Origin of the sequence: Lentzea sp. NPDC102401 (assembly GCF_044765805.1) — a bacterium.
Classification (GTDB): Bacteria; Actinomycetota; Actinomycetes; order Mycobacteriales; family Pseudonocardiaceae; genus Lentzea; species Lentzea sokolovensis.
Window position 1 is genome coordinate 421,671 of the sequence record NZ_JBIWKS010000004.1, and the last position, 19,240, is coordinate 440,910.

A 19,240-nucleotide genomic window follows, 5' to 3' on the forward strand; every position below is an offset into this window, starting at 1 on the left:
CTCTCCTGGCCGTGTGCCCCAATATGGCGGTAAATCTGGATGCGTTGCGCCCCGGCTTCACCGACGACCCCTATGCCGTGCTCAAGAGCCTGCGCGACGCGGGCCCCGTGCACCGGGTCGAGACCTTCGGCGTGCCGATGTGGCTCGTGACCCGATACCCCGACGTGCGCGCCGCGTTGGACAACCCGCTGCTGTCCTCGCACGGCTCGGCGCTCACCGAACCCCTGCGCGGCCATCCGCACTTCGCGTCGTGGTGGTTCGGCGATCTGTCCGAGCACATGATGAACAGCGACGAGCCTGATCACACCCGCCTGCGCCGTGCGGTGTCGAGCCAGCTCACGCCCCGCCGCATCGCCGCCCTGCGTCCCCGGATCGAGCAGGTGGCCGCCCAGCTGGCCGACGGCTTCGCCGACTCGGGACGCTGCGACCTGATCGCGGACTTCGCGGCGCCGCTGCCGATCACCGTGATCATGGAACTGCTCGGCGTTCCCGCCGTCGACCAGGAGAACTTCCGCTACTGGGCGGACGTGGTCACCGGGCTGGCGGACGGTGACGCGTCCTCGGCCCGTGAGGAGACCTCCGGCTACCTGCGCGACCTCGTGACGCACAAGCGGACGTCCGGTGACGACGACCTGATCGGTGGCCTCGCCCGCGCGACCGGCGAGTCCGCGCTGTCCGACAGCGAACTGGCCTCGCTGGCGTTCCTGCTGCTCGTGGCGGGCTACACGACCGCCGTCGACCTCGTCGGCAACGGCGCGCTGGCGTTGCTGCGCAACCCCGAGCAGCTCGAACTGCTGCAGCGCTCGTCGTCCCTGCTGCCCGGCGCCGTCGAGGAGTTCCTGCGGTTCGACGGGCCGACCTCGCACCTGCTGCGGTTCGCCACCCAGCCGCTGACGATCGGCGGCGTGCAGATCCCAGCGGGCGACGTCGTGCTGCTCTCGCTGGCCTCGGCCGAGCACGACCAGAACCGCTATCCGCGGGCCGACCAGCTCAACATCGAACGGGCCGACCGGCAGCACCTGGCGTTCGGGCACGGCATCCACTTCTGCCTGGGCGCGCCGCTGGCCCGGCTCGAGGGCGAGGTGGCGTTCCGGACGCTGCTGGGGCGCTGCGCCGGGCTGGCGCTGGACACCTCGCAGCCGCTGGGGTGGCGGGTGTCGCTCGGGAGCCGCGGGTTGCGGGGGCTGCCGGTGACGTTCCGGACGAAGCCGCGGATGCCGCTGGACGAGCAGGCGACGATCAAGGTGCCCAAGCCGATGTGACGGCGTGGAGCCGGTCGAGCTCCTGCCGAGCCTCGTCGAGGTGGCCCGCGTCCATCAGCCTCAGGAAGTGGTGGCCCAGGCCGGACGGCATCGGCAACAGCCCTGGAAGCCCGAAGTACCCGGCTCCTTCCAGTGTCTGCGCCCAGGCGGCGATCTCGTCCGCGTTCTCAACCGAGTTGCCCACCGCCACGCTGACGGCCAGCGTCACGTCGTAGTAGGCCTACCTGGCCGCCACAGCGCGATGAACGCTTCTGGTGCGGTGGCACCGCCTGCGAGCAGAGCGCGCGCCTCTCCGGTGATGTCCCCCATGCCGCTCATCATGCACAGGCGCGTAACGGCGTGGAGCGAAGTCGGCAACCATTAGCGTGAGTCAGCCGATGACAGCACCACGACATCCACCACCGCCGTCTCCCACCCGCGCCGCGCGTGCGTTCGAGGAGATCTACGAGGCCGAGTTCGACGTGGTCACGTCGTACTTCGCGCGGCGCACCGCAGACCCGCAGACGACCGCCGACCTGACCGCGGACACGTTCGTCGCGGCCATCACGTCGTTCGGGACGTTCGACCGCAGCCGGGGCACGGCACGAGGCTGGGTTCTCGGCATCGCACGGCGGGTGTTCGCGCAGCACTGCGAGGCCGTCACACGCGGCCGGAAAGTGGTCACGCGCATTCACGGACGGCGCGTGCTCGACACCGACGAGATCGCCGACCTGGTCACGCGCATCGACGCGGAACGGCAAGGCCGTGAGCTCATCGCCGCGATGGCGGCGCTCAGTCCCGCCGACCGCGAGGTGATCGAACTCGTCGATCTGGTCGGGATGACACCGAAGGACGCGGCGAAGGTGCTGGGCATGTCGTCCGGCGCGCTGCGGATCAGGCTCTTCCGGGTGCGCGGCAAGGTCCGCGACCTGGCATCGAACGGGGGACAGCGATGACGACGTTCAAGGACAACCTGCTCGACGACCTGATGCGAGAGCACGGTCAGACGGTCGAAGAGGCGCCAGAACAGCGCAGGAGGTCCGCACGGCCGTTGCTGGCCGCGGCCGGTGCGCTCGCCATCGCCGGTGCGGCGACCGTCGCGATCAGCGGCACCGGCAGCGAGGCCTACGCGGTCACCAAGAACGCCGACGGCAGCGTGACGGTCACCATCCGGGACATCAAAGGAGTCGACGCGGCCAACGCGAAGCTGCGCGAGTACGGGATCGGCGCGAAGGCCGTGCCGATGTCACGGGACTGCGCGGCCCTGGACGAGACCAAGATGGACCTCCTCGGCGGCTACGTGCTTCCGCGCATCTCGGACAACGGCTCGGTCACGATGAGCCCCGGTGACGTCCCGGACGGGTACTCGGTGCTGCTCGGCGTCTCGAACCTGCCGAACCGCAACACCGGGCTGGGCTACACGGGCCCGATCCGCAACCCCGCACCGGACTGCCTGGCAGAGGTCGGGAACTAGAGGGGCCCGCGCCCACCCTGAGCTGGCGTTATAGGGTGGGCGCGTGGTGTACAAGCAGGTGGTTCGCAAGGCGTTGTTCGGAATGCACGGCGGCGACGCGGAGCGGGTCCACGAGACCACGCTCAACGTAATGGCCAAGCTGAGCCCGCTGGCGAAGTTCGCCCGCAACCAGAACAACCCGCGCACCGTCTTCGGTGTCCGCTTCCCGAACCCGGTGGGCCTCGCGGCGGGCCTGGACAAGGACGGGCGCGCGCTGCCGGCGTGGGCCGCGCTGGGGTTCGGGTTCGTCGAGGTAGGCACCGTCACGTGGCACGCGCAGCCGGGCAACCCGAAGCCGCGCCTGTTCCGGCTCCGCGAGGACGAGGCGATCATCAACCGGATGGGCTTCAACAACGCGGGTGCGCAAGCGCTTGCCGCGAAGCTCGACCGGACGCCGCTGAAGGCGCCGCTGGGCATCAGCCTCGGCAAGTCCAAGATCACGCCGGTCGAGGACGCCGTCCAGGACTACCTGAACTCGCTGAACGCCCTGCAGGACCACGGCGACTACTACGCCATCAACGTCAGTTCGCCGAACACGCCCGGTCTGCGCAGCCTGCAGGACAAGGGCGCGCTCACCGAGCTCGTCCAGACGCTCACGCGGGCCACGGACAAGCCGATGCTGGTCAAGATCGCGCCGGACCTCACCGAGGACGCCATCGCCGAGGTCATCCAGGTGTGCGTCGACAACGGCATCAAGGGCCTCATCGCCACGAACACCACGCTGAGCCGTGAGGGCCTCACGAGCGAACACGCGTCCGAGACCGGCGGACTCAGCGGCAGGCCGCTCACCCGGCGCGCGAACGACGTGGTCCGGTTCATCACCAAGAACAGCGACCTGCCGGTCATCGGCGTCGGCGGCATCGCGACCGCCGACGACGCCAAGCGCATGATCGACGCCGGCGCGAGCCTCGTGCAGATCTACACCGGGTTCATCTACGAGGGCCCTGGGCTCGTGTCGAGGATCAACCGGGCACTGAGGTGAGCGTGCGTTCGACGTGCTCCCAGCGGCCAACCGGACGGTAGCCGCGCAGCACGGTGAACAACGAGCGCAGCACCGCGACGAAGTCCACGAACACGATCACCATCAGCAGCGGGTAGGCCAACGGCGCCAAGGCCAGCAACGGCGCCTTGGCCCGCCACGGTTCGGAGATGTCGCCGATGATCGTGAACAACGCGACGCCCGTGTAGACCGCGCACAGCAGGAGAATGCCGGTGAACCAACCCGTCTGGAACGTCGCGGTGACGACGACGTAGATGAACACCGGCTCGAACAGCACGAGGACCTCCCCCGCCGCCGTGTACGGCAGGTGCACCCACGAGAGAAGACGCGTGCACGACCTGCCGAAGAAGAGCGAGCGGTGCTTGTAGAACGCCTGCAGCCGTCCGAACTTCCACCGGAACCGTTGCCGCAGCAAGCCTTTGAGCGACGGCACGGCCTGGGTGTACGCGATCGCGTCGGCCGCGAAGATGATGCGCCAGTCGAAGTTGCCGCGCACGGACAGGATCTTCATCGAGAAGTCGATGTCCTCGGTCATCGTGTCGGTGTCGAAGTAGCCGCACGCGCGCACGATCGACGTCCGGAACATCGAGCCGACGCCGCCGATGACGTACTCGCAGTTGAACACCGTGTAGCCCTGCTTGAGCCGGTGCACCACCGCGTACTCCAGGCGCTGCACCCAGCCCAGCACACCGCGCTGGTCGGCGATCTTCACGTTCGCCGCCGCCGCGAGCACCATCGGGTCGGCGAAGTGCGCGACCATCTTCGAGACGGCGGTGCGGGACAACGACGAGTCGGCGTCCAGCACCATCACCAGGCCGTCGCCGACGAGGCGCATGCCGGTGTTGATCGCCGCCGCCTTGCCCGTGTTCTCCTGCGAGACAACGAGAACGCGGGGCCCGAAGTGCCGCAACGCGGCCACCGTGCCGTCGACCGAGCCGTCGTCGACCACGACCACCGACACGTCCCCGTAGTCGCTGTCCAAAACGGACTGCACCGCGCGGGAGACGCACAACTCCTCGTTGTAGGCCGGGATGACGACCCACACCGTTGGCGCGTAGGGCAACGGACGTGAGCGGCACAACGAGAGATCGTAGAGATCGGCCGCCACCAGAACGACGCACACGCGGACGACACCGATCATCGCCAGCGGAACCATGAGCCACGCGAGCGACGTCATCGGCGATGGCGCAGCAGTCGGATGCGGGTCGCGGCCAAGCTGCCCGCGATGATCGCGCAGGCCATGAACAGCACCACGAAGTACGCGGCGACCATGGTGATTCTCCCTCCCTGGACCGGAAACTGGATCGGTCCGAATTGGAGGGACGAAAACCACACAAACGTGTGTCGGTCAGTTACGGCGTGCAGCCCTGAGCCAGCGCATGATCGGGTGCAGGATCACGACGAGCAGCGAACCCCACACCATGCCGCCCATCTCCAGATCGCCGATCGCGATGGTCAGGTCGCCGACGCCGGCCACCAGCGCGGCGCCGCCGACCATCGCGTTCGCCGGGTTCGCCAGGTCGACGCCGCGGTCCATCCAGATCCGCACGCCGATCAGTACGATCAGGCCGTAGAGCACCAGCGTGCAGCCGCCGAGCACGCCCGGCGGGATGGTCCCGAACAGCGCGATGGCCTTCGGGGAGAACGCCAGCAGCGTGGCGAACACACCGGCGAACGCGAACGCCGCCGTCGTGTACACGCGGGTCACGGCCATCACGCCGATGTTCTCGGAGTACGTCGTCGTCCCGGCGCCACCGCCGAGACCGGACAACGCGGTCGACAGGCCGTTCGCGATGATCGCGTCGCCCGCGCTGCCGTCGAGGTTGCGGCCGGTCAGCGCCGCGACCGCCTTCACGTGCCCGACGACCTCGGCCACGAGCACGATCACCACGGGCAGCATCAGCAGCACCACGGACGGCCGCAGCTCCGGCTGGTACAGCTTCGGCAGGCCGACCCACGCCGCGTCGCGCAGCGCGGTGATCCGCTCGGACGACACGGCGCCGAACGCCAGGCCGCCCATCCAGATCGCCACGAAGCCGATCAGGATCGAGAACCGGAACACCAGGCCGCGCCCCAGCACGCCGGCCAGCAGGATCACGACGGTGGTCAGTGCGGCGACCAGTGGCTGCTCGGCGAAGTTCGAGGTGGCCTGGTGCGAGAGGTTCAGGCCGATGATGATCACGACGGCACCGGTGACGACCGGCGGCATGACCGACTCCAGCAGCCGCACGCCGAGCGCCTTGACCGCGATGCCGACGACGATCACCAGCAGGCCCGCGGCGACGACCCCGCCGAGCTGCGCGGAGATGCCCTGTTCGCGCGCGGCCACCAGCGGCGCGACGAAGGCGAAGGACGAACCGAGATAGCTCGGGACGCGGTTCTTGGTGATCACCAGGAACAGCAGCGTGCCCAGGCCGGAGAACATCAGGGTGGTGGCGACAGGAAGACCGGTGGCGGTGGGAACGATCACCGTCGCGCCGAACATGGCGACCAGGTGCTGCACTCCGAACCCGATGGTGAGCGGCCAGCTCACCCTCTCCTGGGGTGCGACGGTTTCACTGTCGGTGATCCGACCGTCCCCGTGCACGGTCCACAACGCCAACGCACTGCCTCCCGGCAATTCAGCCGGACTTCCCGCAGACCGGCCCCGGAATCCTGCCACGCCATGTAGCGGCTACGGCTAGATAACGGTCCGATAATCACACGATTGCCCTAAGGATCTCCAGAGAGAACCGCCGAATAGGCGCACTCGATTACCGAGCGTCACATTAGATGCGTTTAATAGCCTGACACGTCTCGCATCGCGGACGCGAGCCCGGCCATGTGGTCCGTGGCGTCGTCCAGCACCTCGCCCGGGTTCTGGAACTGCGTGCTCGCCGCCAGGGCCTTACCCGCCTCGGCCACCAACGCGCAGTAGCGGTCCACGCCGTCCGCCAGTTGCATCCGGAGCACCCGCACGCCCTCGACCAACGGCGCGCGCTCCAGCGGCGGCGCGGTGTCCCGAGCGCGTTCGACGGCCTGGAGCTGTGCGGAGACCGCGCGGATCGCCGAGGAGGCCTCCTGGGCGGTCTGGCGGGCGTGCTGGACGGACTCGGTCGGCATCGACGTGAGCGCCGGCGAGTCGAGCTGCAGGAGCAGCTGCGTCATCGTGTCCTCGGCGCCGTGCAGCTTCTCCATCGGAACGCGCGCGGACGAGATGTGCGCCGGCAGTGGCGGCCGGGGCGGTGGTGGAGGCGACAACGCGAGCCGTTGCCGTGCGGCCCCCAGCTCACGCAGCTTGAACCCGCTGCGCACGGCGAGGACGGCGGGCACCGCCGCGCCGATCGAACCGGTGACGGCGGCCCACGTGCCGAGCACGCCGGTGAAGCCCAGCACCGCGAGGGTGCCGAGCATCGAGATGACGATCAGCCAGAACGTCAGCACGGCGTTCGTGCGCTTGCGCTTGCGTTCGAGCTTGGCGCGCGGGTCGTTCCACTTCTGCATGCGATAGCGCGCCTGCTCGGCCAGCGGGTGGCCCTGGAGCGACGCACCCAACTCGTTGACGACCTTGCGGACGATCTCGTTGTTGGGACGGTTTCTCCAGGGCTCCATGATCACCTGCTGGCTCCTTTGCGTCCCGCTCAGTTCTGCTGAGCCGGCGGGACCTGCTGCTGCGTGGTCTTCTGCTCCGACTGGACGCGCTGCGCGATCTCGGCCTGGATCTGCGCGGCCGCGCTGTTGCCCGCGGTCACCTGGGCCGGCGTGTTCGCCTGACCACCGTGCATGGACGCGCGGATCTGTTCCAGACGCGACGAACCGGCCATCTGGGTGGTCGAGGCCTGCACCTCGAGCATCCGGCCCTGCACCGAGTTCTGGGCGAGCTCGGCGGACCCGATCGCGGTCGCGTAGCGCTTCTCGATCTTGTCGCGAACCTCTTCCAGCGACGGCACGTTGCCCGGCGCGGCGAGTTCGCTCATCTGGGTCAGCGACGCGGAGACCTGCTCCTGCATCTTGGCCTGCTCGAGCTGACTGAGGAGCTTGGTGCGCTCGGCCAGCTTCTGCTGCAACATCATCGAGTTGCGCTCGACGGCCTGCTTGGCCTGCGCGGCAGCCTGCAGCGACTGGTCGTGCAGCGTCTTGAGGTCCTCGATGCCCTGCTCAGCGGTGACGAGCTGGGTGGCGAAGCTTTGCGCCGCGTTCTCGAACTGCGTCGCCTTCTGCTCGTCGCCCTTGGCGCGCGCCTCGTCGGCGAGCACGAGGGCCTGACGGGCGGAGGCCTGCAGCTTCTCGACATCGCCCAGTTGGCGGTTCAGCTTCATCTCCAGCTGGCGCTGGTTGCCGATGACGGCCGCAGCCTGCTGAGAGAGGGCCTGGTGCTGCCGCTGCGCCTCCTCGATGGCCTGCTGGATCTGCACCTTCGGGTCAGCGTGCTCGTCGATCTTCGACGAGAACGACGCCATCAGGTACTTCCAGAACTTCACGAACGGACTGGCCATCTCCTACGCCTGCCTTCTCGGTGCCGGTGTTGGATCCATCGTCTCAATTGTGCGTCGGCGTATCCACCGACACGGGGAGATATCCGGGAACACCCTGACCCACCCCGGGACTTAGGAGTACACGCCTGACGACGTGCCAATCCTGCCCTCACCCGCGCCCCAGGACGCGGTGACCCAGCGTGCTGATGCCAAGCCGTTGCCTGCCGTTCAGCCCGAAGCGTCGTTGCCCTGTTGAACGTCCGAAGACGCAGTCTTGTTGCAGACCGTCACGTGGCGGGGACCACAGTCGGTGACACATCACCCGAATGCAGGCGACCCCGCTCGCCAGCCGGGGGTTTGGGGGCGTCCCCCAAAGTCACCGAACGAAGAACGGCTCATGCTCTCCGTGAGCATGAGCCGTCCTGAGAGTGCAAGCGGGGTCGTGGATGACATGGGGTTACGCCGCGACGACTGCCTTGGGCGTCTCGCCGATCTTGCTCGTGAGCCTGTGCGTCAGCATGGGCTGCAGGCGCAGGTCGGACAGGTCGTCCGAGAGCGTGGACGGCAGCACGCGGCCACCTTCCAGCTTGCCCCGATCCGCTCGTCCGTCCGGGACGGTGTCGGGAACCGTGTCCGGCGTCTGCTGGACGGCTCCGATGTCGGAGGCCACGTGGTGCAGCAACTCGGACAAGGGCAGTTCTAAAGCGTCACATATGGCCGCGAGGAGCTCGCTGGACGCCTCTTTGCGGCCGCGCTCCACCTCGGACAGGTACCCCAGGCTCACGCGGGCGGTCCGAGAGACCTCGCGCAGCGTGCGGCGTTGGTTGGTGCGGGCATGGCGAAGTCGATCACCGATCGCCTCGCGTAGCAGCACGGTCATCGCGCGCCTCCTTCCGGCCGGCCGTGTCCCTACGTTACCGATCGACACCGACAACGGGCACTGACTTCCGAACACGTCCGCCAAGGGCGAACGAACGCGGAGTCATCATTTGTTCCCGGCATCGGTCACCAGCAGGTAATCCGAGAGCAGGACCAGCGCTTTTTCCACGGCGGCGGAACGGACCGCTCTGCGGTCGCCACTCACCGTGATTGTCCGCACTGTGGACACTCCAGGGCCGCTCAAGCCGATGTGGACCGTCCCCGGAGCGACTCCGTCCTGCGGATCGGGGCCGGCGACCCCGGTGAGCCCGATTCCCCAGTCCGATTTGCACCTTTTCTTGGCGCCTTCGGCCAGTTGGATCGCGACGTCGGGATGCACGGCTCCGTGCTCGTCGAGCAACCGCTGGTCCACGCCCGCGAGCTCGTGTTTGAGCTCGGTGGCGTAGACGATCAACCCACCGCGGACCACGGCACTCGCCCCCGGTGTGTCGACGATCGTCGCGCACAGCAGACCCGCGGTCAGCGACTCGGCCGTGGCGACGGTCTGGTTCTTAGCTTTGAGCAGTTCGACAACGCTGGTCACAGCACCGCCCGTCCTGCCCTTGCCTTCATCTTGAACGCGTGGACGACGTAGTCGATTCCCGTGACGATGGTGAGGACCAGCGCGACGGCCATGATCACCCACGCGATGAGCTGCAGCACGTCGTTCTGCGGGAGGACGAACAGCCCGATCGCGATGACCTGGGCCAGCGTCTTGGCCTTGCCGCCGCGGCTGGCCGGGATCACGCCGTAGCGGATCACCCAGAACCGCAGCAGCGTGATGCCGATCTCGCGCACGGCGATGGTGATCGTGATCCACCACGGCAGTACGTCGAGGATGCTCAGGCCCACCAGCGCGGACCCGGTCAGCGCCTTGTCCGCGATCGGGTCGGCGATCTTGCCGAAGTCGGTGATGAGCCCGTGCTTGCGGGCGAGCGTGCCGTCGATGTGGTCGGTGAAGCTCGCGACGGCGAAGATCCCGAACGCGATGAGGCGCCACGTCGTGTCGAAGCCACCCGCTTCGAACAGGGAGAACAGGAAGACCGGTACGAGCAGCATCCGCGCCACCGTGAGGACGTTGGCGACGTTGAGCAGCGGGACCTTCCTGGCCTCAGTCATGTCGCGATGACCTCTACGACCAGGTCGACGCCCTCGGAGTCGACCACGCGGCAGCGCACGAAGTCGCCGCGCTTGAGGCCCTCGGCCTCGAGCACGATGCACTCGCCGTCGACCTCGGGCGCCTGGTGCTCGGCCCGGCCGACGCAGTCGCTCTCGTCGTCCTCCTCGTGCTCGATCAGCACGACGACCTCGTCGCCCACCCGGTCCTCTGCGCGCTGGCTGGTCAGCTCCTCGACGAGGTTGCCGATGCGCTGCACCCGTTCCGCGATGGTGTCGGCGTCGAGCTTGCCGTCGAGCTCCTCGGCCTCGGTGCCGTCCTCGTCGGAGTATCCGAAGATGCCGACGGCGTCGAGCCGCGCCTCCGTGAGGAAGCGTTCGAGTTCCTGCAGGTCAGCCTCGGTCTCGCCGGGGAAGCCCACGATGAAGTTGCTGCGGATGCCCGCCTCGGGCGCGTGCTCGCGGATCTGCCACACGAGCTTGAGGAAGCTGTCGGTGTCGCCGAACCGGCGCATGCGGCGCAGCACGTTCTCGCTGGAGTGCTGGAACGACATGTCGAAGTAGTTCGCGACCTTGTCGGTCTTCGCGATGGCGGCCACCAGGGACGGCTTGGTCTCGGCCGGCTGCAGGTAACTGACCCGCACCCGTTCGACGCCGGGGATGCTCGCGAGGCGCGGCAGCAGCTGCTCCAGCGCACCCTGGTCCCGCGGCAGGTCCTTGCCGTAGCTCGTCGAGTTCTCGCTGACGAGGAACAGCTCCTTGACGCCGTTCTCGGCGAGCCACATGGCCTCGGCCACGATCTCGTCCGGGTGCCGCGACACGAACGCGCCGCGGAAGCTCGGGATGGCGCAGAAGCTGCACCGGCGGTCACAGCCGGACGCGATCTTCAACGGCGCCACGGGGGCGTCGTCCAGACGCCTGCGCTGGACCTTGGTCGGTCCCCAGCCGTGGCCGGGCACCTGGACGTCCTTGCTGGCTTCCTGGCGCTTCACGGGCGTGATCGGCAGCAGCGTGCGGCGGTCCACCGGCACGTGCGACTCGACGGGCTTGCCGTGCAGCACGTCCTGCAGGCGCTCGGCCAGGTCGTTGTACTGGTCGAAGCCCAGGACCGCGGCCGCCTCCGGGAGGCTGTCCGCGAGCTCCTTGCCGTACCGCTCCGCCATGCATCCGACCGCGACCACCTTGGCCCCGGTGTCGGACGCGGCGAGCAGCGTGTCGACCGAATCCTTCTTGGCCTGCTCGACGAAGCCGCACGTGTTGACGACGACGACGTCCGCGCCCTCGTCCACCAGCTCCCAGCCGCCCTCACCGAGGCGTCCGGCGAGCTCTTCGGAGTCGACCTCGTTGCGGGCACAGCCCAGGGTCAGCAGCGACACACGTCGCGGAGTGGTGGGAGAAGACACGGCGCTCAGAGTAACCGGGTCGGGCTGTCAGGCCGGAATCGTGCCCACCTCATACTTGACGGTTGTGACCAGTGGGGTAGTCGTGCGGCGCGCCCGCACCAGTGATGTGCGCGCCATGAAGGCGCTGATCGACGGGTACGCGGGCAAGGTTCTGCTGGCCAAACCGCTGGTCACGCTGTACGAGGCGGTCCAGGAGTTCTGGGTGGCCGAGGAGGACGGCGAACTGCTCGGCGTCGGGGCCCTGCACGTGATGTGGGAGGACCTGGCCGAGATCCGATCCGTCGCGGTCTCCCCCATGGCGCTGGGCAAGGGCGTCGGTCACCGGATCGTGGCGCAGCTCATCGCGACCGCCAGGGAGCTGCAGCTCACGCGCATCTTCGTGCTCACGTTCGAGACCAAGTTCTTCACCAAGCACGGCTTCGTCGAGATCGAGGGCACGCCGGTGAGCCCCGAGGTCTACGAGGAGATCATGCGGTCGGTGGACGAGGGTGTCGCCGAGTTCCTCGACCTGAGCTACGTGAAGCCGAACACGCTCGGCAACAGCCGGATGCTTCTGGAGTTGTAACTCTTCGAGTAATCACTCGAAGAGTCTTGACTCAAAGAACCACGCACACCAGGATCTGCGGTGTGCCCGAATCGCTGACCGTCGACGAGCTCGCTGCCCGGATCGGCCTGCCCAGCAGCACCATTCGCATGTACCAGACGAAGGGTGTGCTGCACGCGCCGAGACGGCAGGGACGCGTGGCGTACTACGACGCCTCGCACGTCGAGCGGTTGACGTTGGTCCAGCGGTTGCAGCAGCGGGGGTTCTCGCTGCCCGCGATCGCCGAGCTGATCACGGCACGCGAGAAGGGCGAGTCGGTCGCCGCGGTTCTCGGCTTCAGCGAGGCCGAGGGGCCCGACGACTGGGTTCGGATCAAGGTGCGCGACATCAAGCACCTGATTCCGACGGGAGACGTCCAACCGCGACTCCTCCTCCGGGCTATGCGGTTGGGCTTGGTGCGGTGGAAGTACGGCTGGCCGCACACGCGTCGCTGGGCACTCGAAGCGGGCGGCAGGCTTGCCGGCCTCAGGGTGCCCAGCGATGACGTCATGGACAGCTTCACGCGCCTGCGCACGGCGACCGACGCGGTGGCGGCGGACTTCGTGCGGTTGTTCGAACGGCAGTTCTGGCCTGAGCTGGCACGCAAGGCCGGGGACGAGAACCAGCTCGAGAACGTTCGGGCGTTGCTGGTCGAGCTGACGTACACGGCGGAGACCGCGGTGGTGGGGACGCTGCGGGAGTCGATCCGGGACGCGGCCGAGGAGTTCGCGTCACGGCACGGGTTGCTGCCCAGCGACGACTACCAGCCGGCGTGGGCCGAGCAGCCGTTGCCGCCGATCGCCGAGAACCTCATGGATCCGGCGGGGGATCTGCCGAGCGAGCAGGAGATCGAGAACTTCCTGAAACGGGGGGACGAGGATGAGCCTGGTCGCTGATCCCGCCTGGCACGCCCAGGTTCGGGACGAAGGCCTCGTCGTCTACGCGGGAGCCGATCTCGCGTATTTGATTCCAGACCTGCCCAGGGCGGTGGCCGTGGCGCTGGCAGGACTGTTCGAACCAGCGTTGAGGGGAGTGGCTCGAACGGTCGACGAAAGCCGGTTGGGGGAACCGGAACGCCTGCACGTGGCCCAGCTGAGGACCCTGGGCGCTCTCCGCCCGGCCGGGTTGCCGAACGACGACGCGAAGCCGATGGGGGTCGGCACACGCGTCGTGGGGGAGGCACCCGCCGGGCTGGTAGAGCGGTTGCCGCACAACGAGAATCCGGACCTGCTGCTCGTCGTGCGGACGACCGGCACGTTGGTCGACCTGATCGAGGTGGCGCGCGAGACGACGGTCCCGCACCTGTTGCTGGACCTCGCGTACCACCACACCGCCGCTGTCGGGCCCTTCGTGGTGCCCGGTGCCGGTGCGTGCCTGGCGTGCCTCGCGGTGCGGGCGGGGCGGCGCTGGGGGGATCCGCCGCCTCCCCCGCGCCCTGGGGCTCTCCGGCACGAGTTCCCTATCTCTCTTGCCATGCAGGCGATTCAGAACATCCGCGGTGGCTCGCTGGCCCTGCTGGACGCGGTCGTGACCGTCAACCTCGACGAGTTCACCACGACGCGCGAGAGCGTGCTGCCCGCCGCCGACTGCGAGATCTGCCCGAAGGTCCAGTTCGGGCGCGTGTCACTTCCTTGGGGGAACCTTGAACGCGACGGCAGTCCGGTTACCTGACCAGTTCTCGCCGGGTGCGGCCGCCGCCAGCGCCGCGACGCCCACCTGTTGCTGTTGTTGTTGCTGCTGTGCGGTTTCCTCGGTCGGCGCGGCCGTGCACATCCCGGAGGCCCTGTACCAGGACACGAAAGAGCTTCCCCGGCCACGCAGCGCGCTCGTCCTGCCCTCCGCGATCTTCCCGTTGCTCGTCGTCGTGCTGCCGTTCGTCACGCTGGGCGCGGTCTTCGACCTGCACTGGGGCTGGTGGCTCGGGGGCTTCGGCGTCGCGCTGGGGTGGGCCGTCGCCGCAGGGTTCATCGCCCGGTCGCCCAAGCCGTGGATGAGCCTGGTACGACTGCTGGGTTGGGCGGCGCTGTGGGTCGTGGAGCCTTTCATCGTCCTGTACGCGCTGGCACCGATCGCCACCCTCGGCGAAGGAGCCGCGTGGGTCGCCGGCGTGCTCTACATCGGCGGTGCGCTGACAATGGGTTACTGGATCTTCCGGCACTACCGGGGGAAGCGGTGAAGACCGTCGCCGAGGCGCTGATCGAGCGCGCGGTCGGCTGGCGGCAGGGAGTGGTGTCGCAACTGCATCCCGTGCCGCACAGTCTGTCCGATGTGGACGTCGAAGGCTGGGCCGCGGTGCCGGAGCCGTTCGCCACCGGCGGCACGTCCGGTGGCACGTCGAAGGTCGCGGCGGTGGCCGAGGCGCTGGAACGGCACGCGGCCGCACGGGCGCCGCTGGAGATCGCCACGGACGGCGAGTGCTGGCCGTTGGAACACTTCAGCCTGCACACGGTCGAGCAGCGCGTGGCCCCGAACTACCGCTACCGCAAGGGATACGTCGACACGCCGTACACGCGGGCGTGGACGTTGCCCGGCAACGAACCGATCCGCGTGCCCGCCGGTCTCGTCGGCCTGGACGCCTCGTACGGGCTGCCCGCGACGTCGTCTGGGCTCGCGGCCGGTCCGTCGACGACCAGCGCCTTGTTGCGGGCGGTCCAGGAACTGGTCGAGCGCGACGCGTTCACCACGACCTGGCTGCATTCCCTTGCACCGCAACAGTTCACCGCCGACCTTCCGCACGGCGCGATGGCGTTCGACCTCACGCCCGCCTACAGTCCGCACCCGGTGGTCGCCGTCGCGGGTTCACTGCCGATCGCGGGCAGACCGCGCCCGACGCTGGGTCTCGCCTGCCGCGCGACGGTGGCGGAAGCGGTGCGGAAGGCCTACGAGGAGTGGATCCAGGGCACGGTGTTCATCGAGGTCTGGCTGGCGCGCAACGGCGACCGGCCCGTCGAGGAGGCCACCGACTTCGACGAGCACGCCGTCTACTACGCCACGCACCCGTCGAAGTGGGACGCGCTGCCGTGGTTCGGCGGCTTCGAGACGGACCCGCCGCGCGACGCCGAAGCCCGCGGTACCAGCGAGGAACTGACCGAACTCGTGCACGCGCTCGACCGCGCGGACATCCGCCTCGCCTACCGCGAACTCACGACACCGGAGCTGTCGGCCGTCGGACTGCACTGCGTCCGCGTCCTGTCCCCCGACCTCGCGCCGCTGCACTCGGATCACCGCTGGCCGCACCTCGGCGGCCGTGCCCGCGAGCTCGGCTGGCGCTACCCGCACGCCTCACCGGGCGTGTTCCCCAATCCCGCACCGCATCCGCTGGGGTGACGCCGATGTTCGACGACTTCTGGGCCGCGAGCCGGTTCTCCCCGCTGCACCAGCGCAGGCTAGGCGACCGGCTGCGCGACTTCCGGCCGCGACCGGCGTTGATCGACCCGCTCGAACTGCCTTCGCCGCCGGTTGTGCTGCCCCGTCCGCACGACCGGCTGCAGAAGCTGTTCCAGGCACGCAGAAGCACGCGGGAGTTCGCTCCGAAACCGTTGACGGACAAGCAACTCGGCACCGTCCTGGGCGCACTGTCGGACAACAGCTGCCCGTCCGCGGGCGGACTGCATCCGTTGCGCTGCTACGCGTTCTTCGACGGACGCGCGGTCCGCTACGACATCGCCCGCCACGCGCTGCAGGACATCGGCCCGGCGCCGGAGAACCTGGCCGAGATCCTCGGAACGCCTTCGACGCCACCGCTGACGATCGTCCTGGTGTTAACGGACAAAGACTCGTTCGAGAAGTACGGCGAACGCGCGGGACGCTTCGGCTTGATCGAAGCAGGTGCCGCGGCGCAGACCATCTGCCTCCGTTTGGCGGAGCAGAAACTGGGCGGCTGTCTGCTCGGCGGAGTAGCGGACAACGAAATGCTGCACGCGCTGGGACTCCCCCGCGAGCTTCGCGTGGCCACGGCGATCGCGTGCGGGCACATGATCACCTGACGTTCATCAGATCGTGTCTACCGAGGACAGTCGATCACCCGCTACAACTGGCGAGACCCTGCTCACACTCCGAGGAGCTCGCCATGTCGACGAAGACCCTGCGCTCCGCCTTCGTGGGTGTCGCCGCCTCCATCGCCCTGATCTTCACGAGTGCCCCCGCGCACGCCGTGGACATCGTTGCGGTGACCGACGACTACCTGTTCTCGAAGACCATCAGCCAGTTCACAACATTGCGCGCGCAGCAGCCCTACGCGGGCCAGCTCGACTGGTCGTCCGACGGCTGTTCGTACTCGCCGGACAACCCCTTCGGCTTCAAGTTCCTGCCGACCTGCGAGCGTCACGACTTCGGCTACCGCAACTACAAGCGGCAGGGCCGGTGGAACGAGACGAACCGCCTGCGCATCGACAACAACTTCAAGTCCGACATGTACAAGCAGTGCGGGTCCAACTGGGCGTGCAAGCGCACCGCTGACCTGTACTACGCCGCCGTGCGCGAGTTCGGTGGCAGCGCGAGCTCCACTGCCACGAGCATCCAGAAGGCCGGCCTGAAGTAGTCCTCAGTCCTCGTCGTCGGCGGGGCCGCCTCCGCGCATCAGGTAGACCACGGACTCGAGCTCGTCCGGCTTGATCAGCACCTCACGTGCCTTCGAGCCCTCGGACGGCCCGACCACGCCGCGGGTCTCCAGCAGGTCCATGAGGCGCCCCGCCTTCGCGAACCCGACGCGCAGCTTGCGTTGCAGCATCGACGTCGAGCCGAACTGCGACGTCACGATCAGCTCGGTCGCCTGCACGAGCAGCTCCAGGTCGTCGCCGATGTCGGCGTCGACCTCCTTCTTCTCCGCCGCCTTCTGCGCCGTGACGCCGTCGGTGTACTCGGGCTGCGCCTGGTTCTTGGTGAACTCGACGATCGACGAGATCTCCTCGTCGCCCACGAACGCGCCCTGGATGCGCACCGGCTTCGAGGCGCCCATCGGCAGGTACAGGGCGTCGCCCATGCCGATCAGCTTCTCGGCGCCCGGCTGGTCCAGGATGACCCGCGAGTCCGTCAGGGACGACGTCGCGAAGGCCAGCCTCGAAGGCACGTTCGTCTTGATCAGACCGGTGACGACGTCGACGGACGGGCGCTGCGTCGCCAGCACGAGGTGGATGCCGGCCGCACGGGCCTTCTGCGTGATGCGGACGATCGCGTCCTCGACGTCGCGCGGGGCGGTCATCATCAGGTCGGCGAGCTCGTCGACGATCGCCATGATGTATGGGTACGGCCGGTAGACGCGCTCGGAGCCGGGCGGCGCGGTTATCTCGCCGGACTTCACCTTGCGGTTGAAGTCGTCGACGTGACGCACGCGGTTGACCTGCATGTCCTGGTAGCGCTGTTCCATCTCCTCGACGAGCCACGCCAGCGCGGCCGCCGCCTTCTTCGGCTGCGTGATGATCGGCGTGATCAGGTGCGGGATGCCCTCGTACGGCGTCAGCTCGACCATCTTCGGGTCGATCAGGATCATGCGGACCTCGTCCGGCGTCGCTCGCGCGAGCAGCGAGACCAGCATCGAGTTCACGAACGACGACTTACCGGAACCCGTGGAGCCCGCGACCAGGAGGTGCGGCATCTTCGTCAGGTTCGCGGTGACCATGTGGCCCTCGATGTCCTTGCCGAGGCCGATCACCATCGGGTGCGTGTCCTTGACCGTGGACGACGCGCGCAGCACGTCGCCCAGCCGCACCATCTCGCGGTCGCTGTTGGGGACCTCGATGCCCACGGCCGACTTGCCGGGGATCGGGGCCAGCAGGCGGACGTTGTCCGTCGCCACGGCATACGCGATGTTCTTGGTCAGGGCGGTGATCTTCTCGACCTTCACGCCGGGGCCGAGCTCGACCTCGTAGCGCGTGACCGTCGGGCCGCGGGTGAAGCCGGTGACCTGGGCGTCGATCGAGAACTGGTCCAGCACGCCGGAGATCGCCTCGATCATGAGGTCGTTCGCCTTGCTGCGGGTCTTCGGCGCGTCGCCGTCCTTGAGCACGTCCGGCGGCGGCAGCTGGTACTCGCCCTCGACGGCACGCACGGCCATCGCCGGCGCCACGGCCTTCTTCTCCTTCGGAGCGGGCTTCGGGGCGGGCTCCGAAGGCTCGTCCAGCGGAAGTTCGGACTGCGTCTCCTCCTCGACGGGTTCGACGGCCTGACGGCGGCGGGACGGGCGGCGCAGGCGCACCGGCTTCGGTTCCTCGGCGGGCTCCTCCTCGTCGGCGGGCTCGTCCGAGGACTTGGTGCCGGGGTGCAGCAGCGAGCGAATGCGTTCGGGCGCCTGGCGAATCGGCGTGTGCGTCACGACCAGCAGGCCGTAGCCGAAGATCAGGAACAGCAACGGCCCGGCGACCCACGGCGTCAAACCCTGCGCCAGGAATCCACCGGCCAGATAACCGAGGGCTCCACCGGCGCTACGGCGTTGCAGCGGGTCCATCGGCAGGCCGCCGATGAGGTGGAACATGCCGAGCACGCCGATCATCATCAGCAACGAGCCGATGATCAGCCGCGGCCGCGCGTCGGGCTTCGGGTCGGTGCGCATCAGCGTGACGCCGATGCCGAGCAGCACGACCGGCACGATCACCGCCGGGAACCCGACGGAGCTGCGCACGGCGACGTCGACCCACTGCCCGACCGGTCCGCCCGCCTGCCACCACACGCCCGCGCCGGTGATGACCGCCAGCGCGATCAGCAGCAGTCCCAGGCCGTCACGACGGTGTTCGGGATCGAGGTCCTTGGTACGGCTGACGGTGCGCACGATGCTGCCGACACCACGGCCCAAAGCACCCCACACGGCACTGATGGCGCCGCCACTCTTGCGTGGTGCGGGCTTTCTGGACGCGGTGGATCGCGCCCGCGGCTTGGCTGGTGCTTTGCCGCGTGACGTGGTCTTTCTCGAAGTCCCTGTGCGCCCGGCCATGTGTATAAGGTAGTCCCTCGCGTCTCACCAGCCACGTTCGCAACTGGGACGCGTGCGAAACCTCATGGTTCTCCGGAACCGGCACGG

At 68.4% G+C, this 19,240-nt stretch carries 21 protein-coding genes; 11 read left to right on the forward strand and 10 right to left on the reverse strand.

All coding sequences use genetic code 11. The annotated features are described in order from the left end of the window. Nucleotides 1-23 precede the first annotated feature (23 nt). A complete protein-coding gene (locus ACIRG5_RS17060) occupies nt 24-1,262 on the forward strand; it encodes a cytochrome P450 (RefSeq protein WP_319977375.1) in 1,239 nt (412 codons plus the stop codon). Here ACIRG5_RS17060 and ACIRG5_RS17065 read toward each other — a convergent pair. After that, nucleotides 1,240-1,470 (reverse strand): hypothetical protein, encoded by a 231-nt coding sequence (locus tag ACIRG5_RS17065; protein ID WP_402905594.1) that lies wholly within the window; start codon nt 1,468-1,470, stop codon nt 1,240-1,242. The two genes, ACIRG5_RS17060 and ACIRG5_RS17065, sit on opposite strands and share 23 nt — an antisense overlap. A gap of 169 nt (nt 1,471-1,639) precedes the next feature. Here ACIRG5_RS17065 and ACIRG5_RS17070 point away from each other — a divergent pair, with 169 nt between their 5' ends. The 3 genes from ACIRG5_RS17070 to ACIRG5_RS17080 are packed head-to-tail and all read left to right on the forward strand — an operon-like array spanning nt 1,640 to nt 3,736. Beyond that, nucleotides 1,640-2,197, forward strand: a complete 558-nt coding sequence (locus ACIRG5_RS17070) for an RNA polymerase sigma factor (RefSeq protein ID WP_402905596.1) — start codon at nt 1,640-1,642, stop codon at nt 2,195-2,197. Next, on the forward strand, nt 2,194-2,715 hold the full coding sequence (locus tag ACIRG5_RS17075; RefSeq protein WP_402905598.1) for a hypothetical protein: 522 nt from the start codon (nt 2,194-2,196) through the stop codon (nt 2,713-2,715). The genes ACIRG5_RS17070 and ACIRG5_RS17075 overlap by 4 nt, the downstream gene beginning before the upstream one ends. A 43-nt stretch (nt 2,716-2,758) precedes the next feature. After that, on the forward strand, nt 2,759-3,736 hold the full coding sequence (locus tag ACIRG5_RS17080) for a quinone-dependent dihydroorotate dehydrogenase (RefSeq protein WP_402905600.1): 978 nt from the start codon (nt 2,759-2,761) through the stop codon (nt 3,734-3,736). Here ACIRG5_RS17080 and ACIRG5_RS17085 read toward each other — a convergent pair. The 8 genes from ACIRG5_RS17085 to rimO form a co-directional block, all read right to left on the reverse strand. Then, nucleotides 3,717-4,931, reverse strand: coding sequence for a glycosyltransferase (locus ACIRG5_RS17085; RefSeq protein ID WP_402905602.1), 1,215 nt, complete (start codon nt 4,929-4,931; stop codon nt 3,717-3,719). The genes ACIRG5_RS17080 and ACIRG5_RS17085 overlap by 20 nt on opposite strands. 171 nt (nt 4,932-5,102) lie before the next feature. Beyond that, entirely contained in the window at nt 5,103-6,287 is a 1,185-nt protein-coding gene (locus ACIRG5_RS17090; protein WP_402905604.1) for a uracil-xanthine permease family protein, read from the reverse strand. A 245-nt stretch (nt 6,288-6,532) separates the two neighbouring features. After that, entirely contained in the window at nt 6,533-7,345 is an 813-nt protein-coding gene (locus tag ACIRG5_RS17095; protein WP_402905606.1) for a hypothetical protein, read from the reverse strand. A 29-nt stretch (nt 7,346-7,374) separates the two neighbouring features. Next, the gene (locus ACIRG5_RS17100; RefSeq protein WP_319977386.1) at nt 7,375-8,229 is read right to left on the reverse strand and encodes a PspA/IM30 family protein; all 855 of its coding nucleotides are present in this window, start codon (nt 8,227-8,229) and stop codon (nt 7,375-7,377) included. A gap of 436 nt (nt 8,230-8,665) precedes the next feature. Further along, a complete protein-coding gene (locus ACIRG5_RS17105) occupies nt 8,666-9,088 on the reverse strand; it encodes a helix-turn-helix domain-containing protein (RefSeq protein WP_402905608.1) in 423 nt (140 codons plus the stop codon). Nucleotides 9,089-9,193: 105 nt separating this feature from the next. Further along, nucleotides 9,194-9,670: a CinA family protein gene (locus ACIRG5_RS17110; protein ID WP_319977388.1), complete on the reverse strand. Its 477-nt coding sequence runs from the start codon at nt 9,668-9,670 to the stop codon at nt 9,194-9,196. Beyond that, on the reverse strand, nt 9,667-10,245 hold the full coding sequence (pgsA, locus tag ACIRG5_RS17115; protein WP_402905610.1) for a CDP-diacylglycerol--glycerol-3-phosphate 3-phosphatidyltransferase: 579 nt from the start codon (nt 10,243-10,245) through the stop codon (nt 9,667-9,669). The genes ACIRG5_RS17110 and pgsA overlap by 4 nt, the downstream gene beginning before the upstream one ends. Continuing rightward, on the reverse strand, nt 10,242-11,645 hold the full coding sequence (gene rimO / locus ACIRG5_RS17120; protein ID WP_319977390.1) for a 30S ribosomal protein S12 methylthiotransferase RimO: 1,404 nt from the start codon (nt 11,643-11,645) through the stop codon (nt 10,242-10,244). The genes pgsA and rimO overlap by 4 nt, the downstream gene beginning before the upstream one ends. Before the next feature lie 64 nt (nt 11,646-11,709). On the opposite strand from rimO, the gene ACIRG5_RS17125 reads away from it, so the two are divergent. From ACIRG5_RS17125 to ACIRG5_RS17155, 7 genes are all read left to right on the forward strand, one after another. Continuing rightward, nucleotides 11,710-12,210 carry an amino-acid N-acetyltransferase gene (locus ACIRG5_RS17125; RefSeq protein ID WP_402905613.1) on the forward strand — a complete coding sequence of 167 codons (501 nt, stop codon included), beginning with the start codon at nt 11,710-11,712 and terminating at the stop codon, nt 12,208-12,210. A gap of 62 nt (nt 12,211-12,272) precedes the next feature. Beyond that, nucleotides 12,273-13,124: a MerR family transcriptional regulator gene (locus tag ACIRG5_RS17130; RefSeq protein WP_319977392.1), complete on the forward strand. Its 852-nt coding sequence runs from the start codon at nt 12,273-12,275 to the stop codon at nt 13,122-13,124. Beyond that, on the forward strand, nt 13,108-13,899 hold the full coding sequence (locus ACIRG5_RS17135; protein WP_402905615.1) for a hypothetical protein: 792 nt from the start codon (nt 13,108-13,110) through the stop codon (nt 13,897-13,899). Before ACIRG5_RS17130 ends, ACIRG5_RS17135 begins: the two co-directional genes overlap by 17 nt. Before the next feature lie 94 nt (nt 13,900-13,993). Continuing rightward, nucleotides 13,994-14,404 carry a hypothetical protein gene (locus ACIRG5_RS17140; RefSeq protein ID WP_402905617.1) on the forward strand — a complete coding sequence of 137 codons (411 nt, stop codon included), beginning with the start codon at nt 13,994-13,996 and terminating at the stop codon, nt 14,402-14,404. After that, nucleotides 14,401-15,555 (forward strand): YcaO-like family protein, encoded by a 1,155-nt coding sequence (locus ACIRG5_RS17145; protein WP_402905619.1) that lies wholly within the window; start codon nt 14,401-14,403, stop codon nt 15,553-15,555. Before ACIRG5_RS17140 ends, ACIRG5_RS17145 begins: the two co-directional genes overlap by 4 nt. Before the next feature lie 5 nt (nt 15,556-15,560). After that, entirely contained in the window at nt 15,561-16,214 is a 654-nt protein-coding gene (locus ACIRG5_RS17150) for a nitroreductase family protein (RefSeq protein ID WP_402905621.1), read from the forward strand. Nucleotides 16,215-16,297: 83 nt separating this feature from the next. Further along, nucleotides 16,298-16,768 (forward strand): phospholipase, encoded by a 471-nt coding sequence (locus ACIRG5_RS17155; RefSeq protein ID WP_360048049.1) that lies wholly within the window; start codon nt 16,298-16,300, stop codon nt 16,766-16,768. Between the two features lie 3 nt (nt 16,769-16,771). Here the strand turns inward: ACIRG5_RS17155 and ACIRG5_RS17160 are convergent, their stop codons facing one another. Continuing rightward, a complete protein-coding gene (locus ACIRG5_RS17160; RefSeq protein ID WP_402905623.1) occupies nt 16,772-19,153 on the reverse strand; it encodes a DNA translocase FtsK 4TM domain-containing protein in 2,382 nt (793 codons plus the stop codon). Nucleotides 19,154-19,240 lie beyond the last annotated feature (87 nt).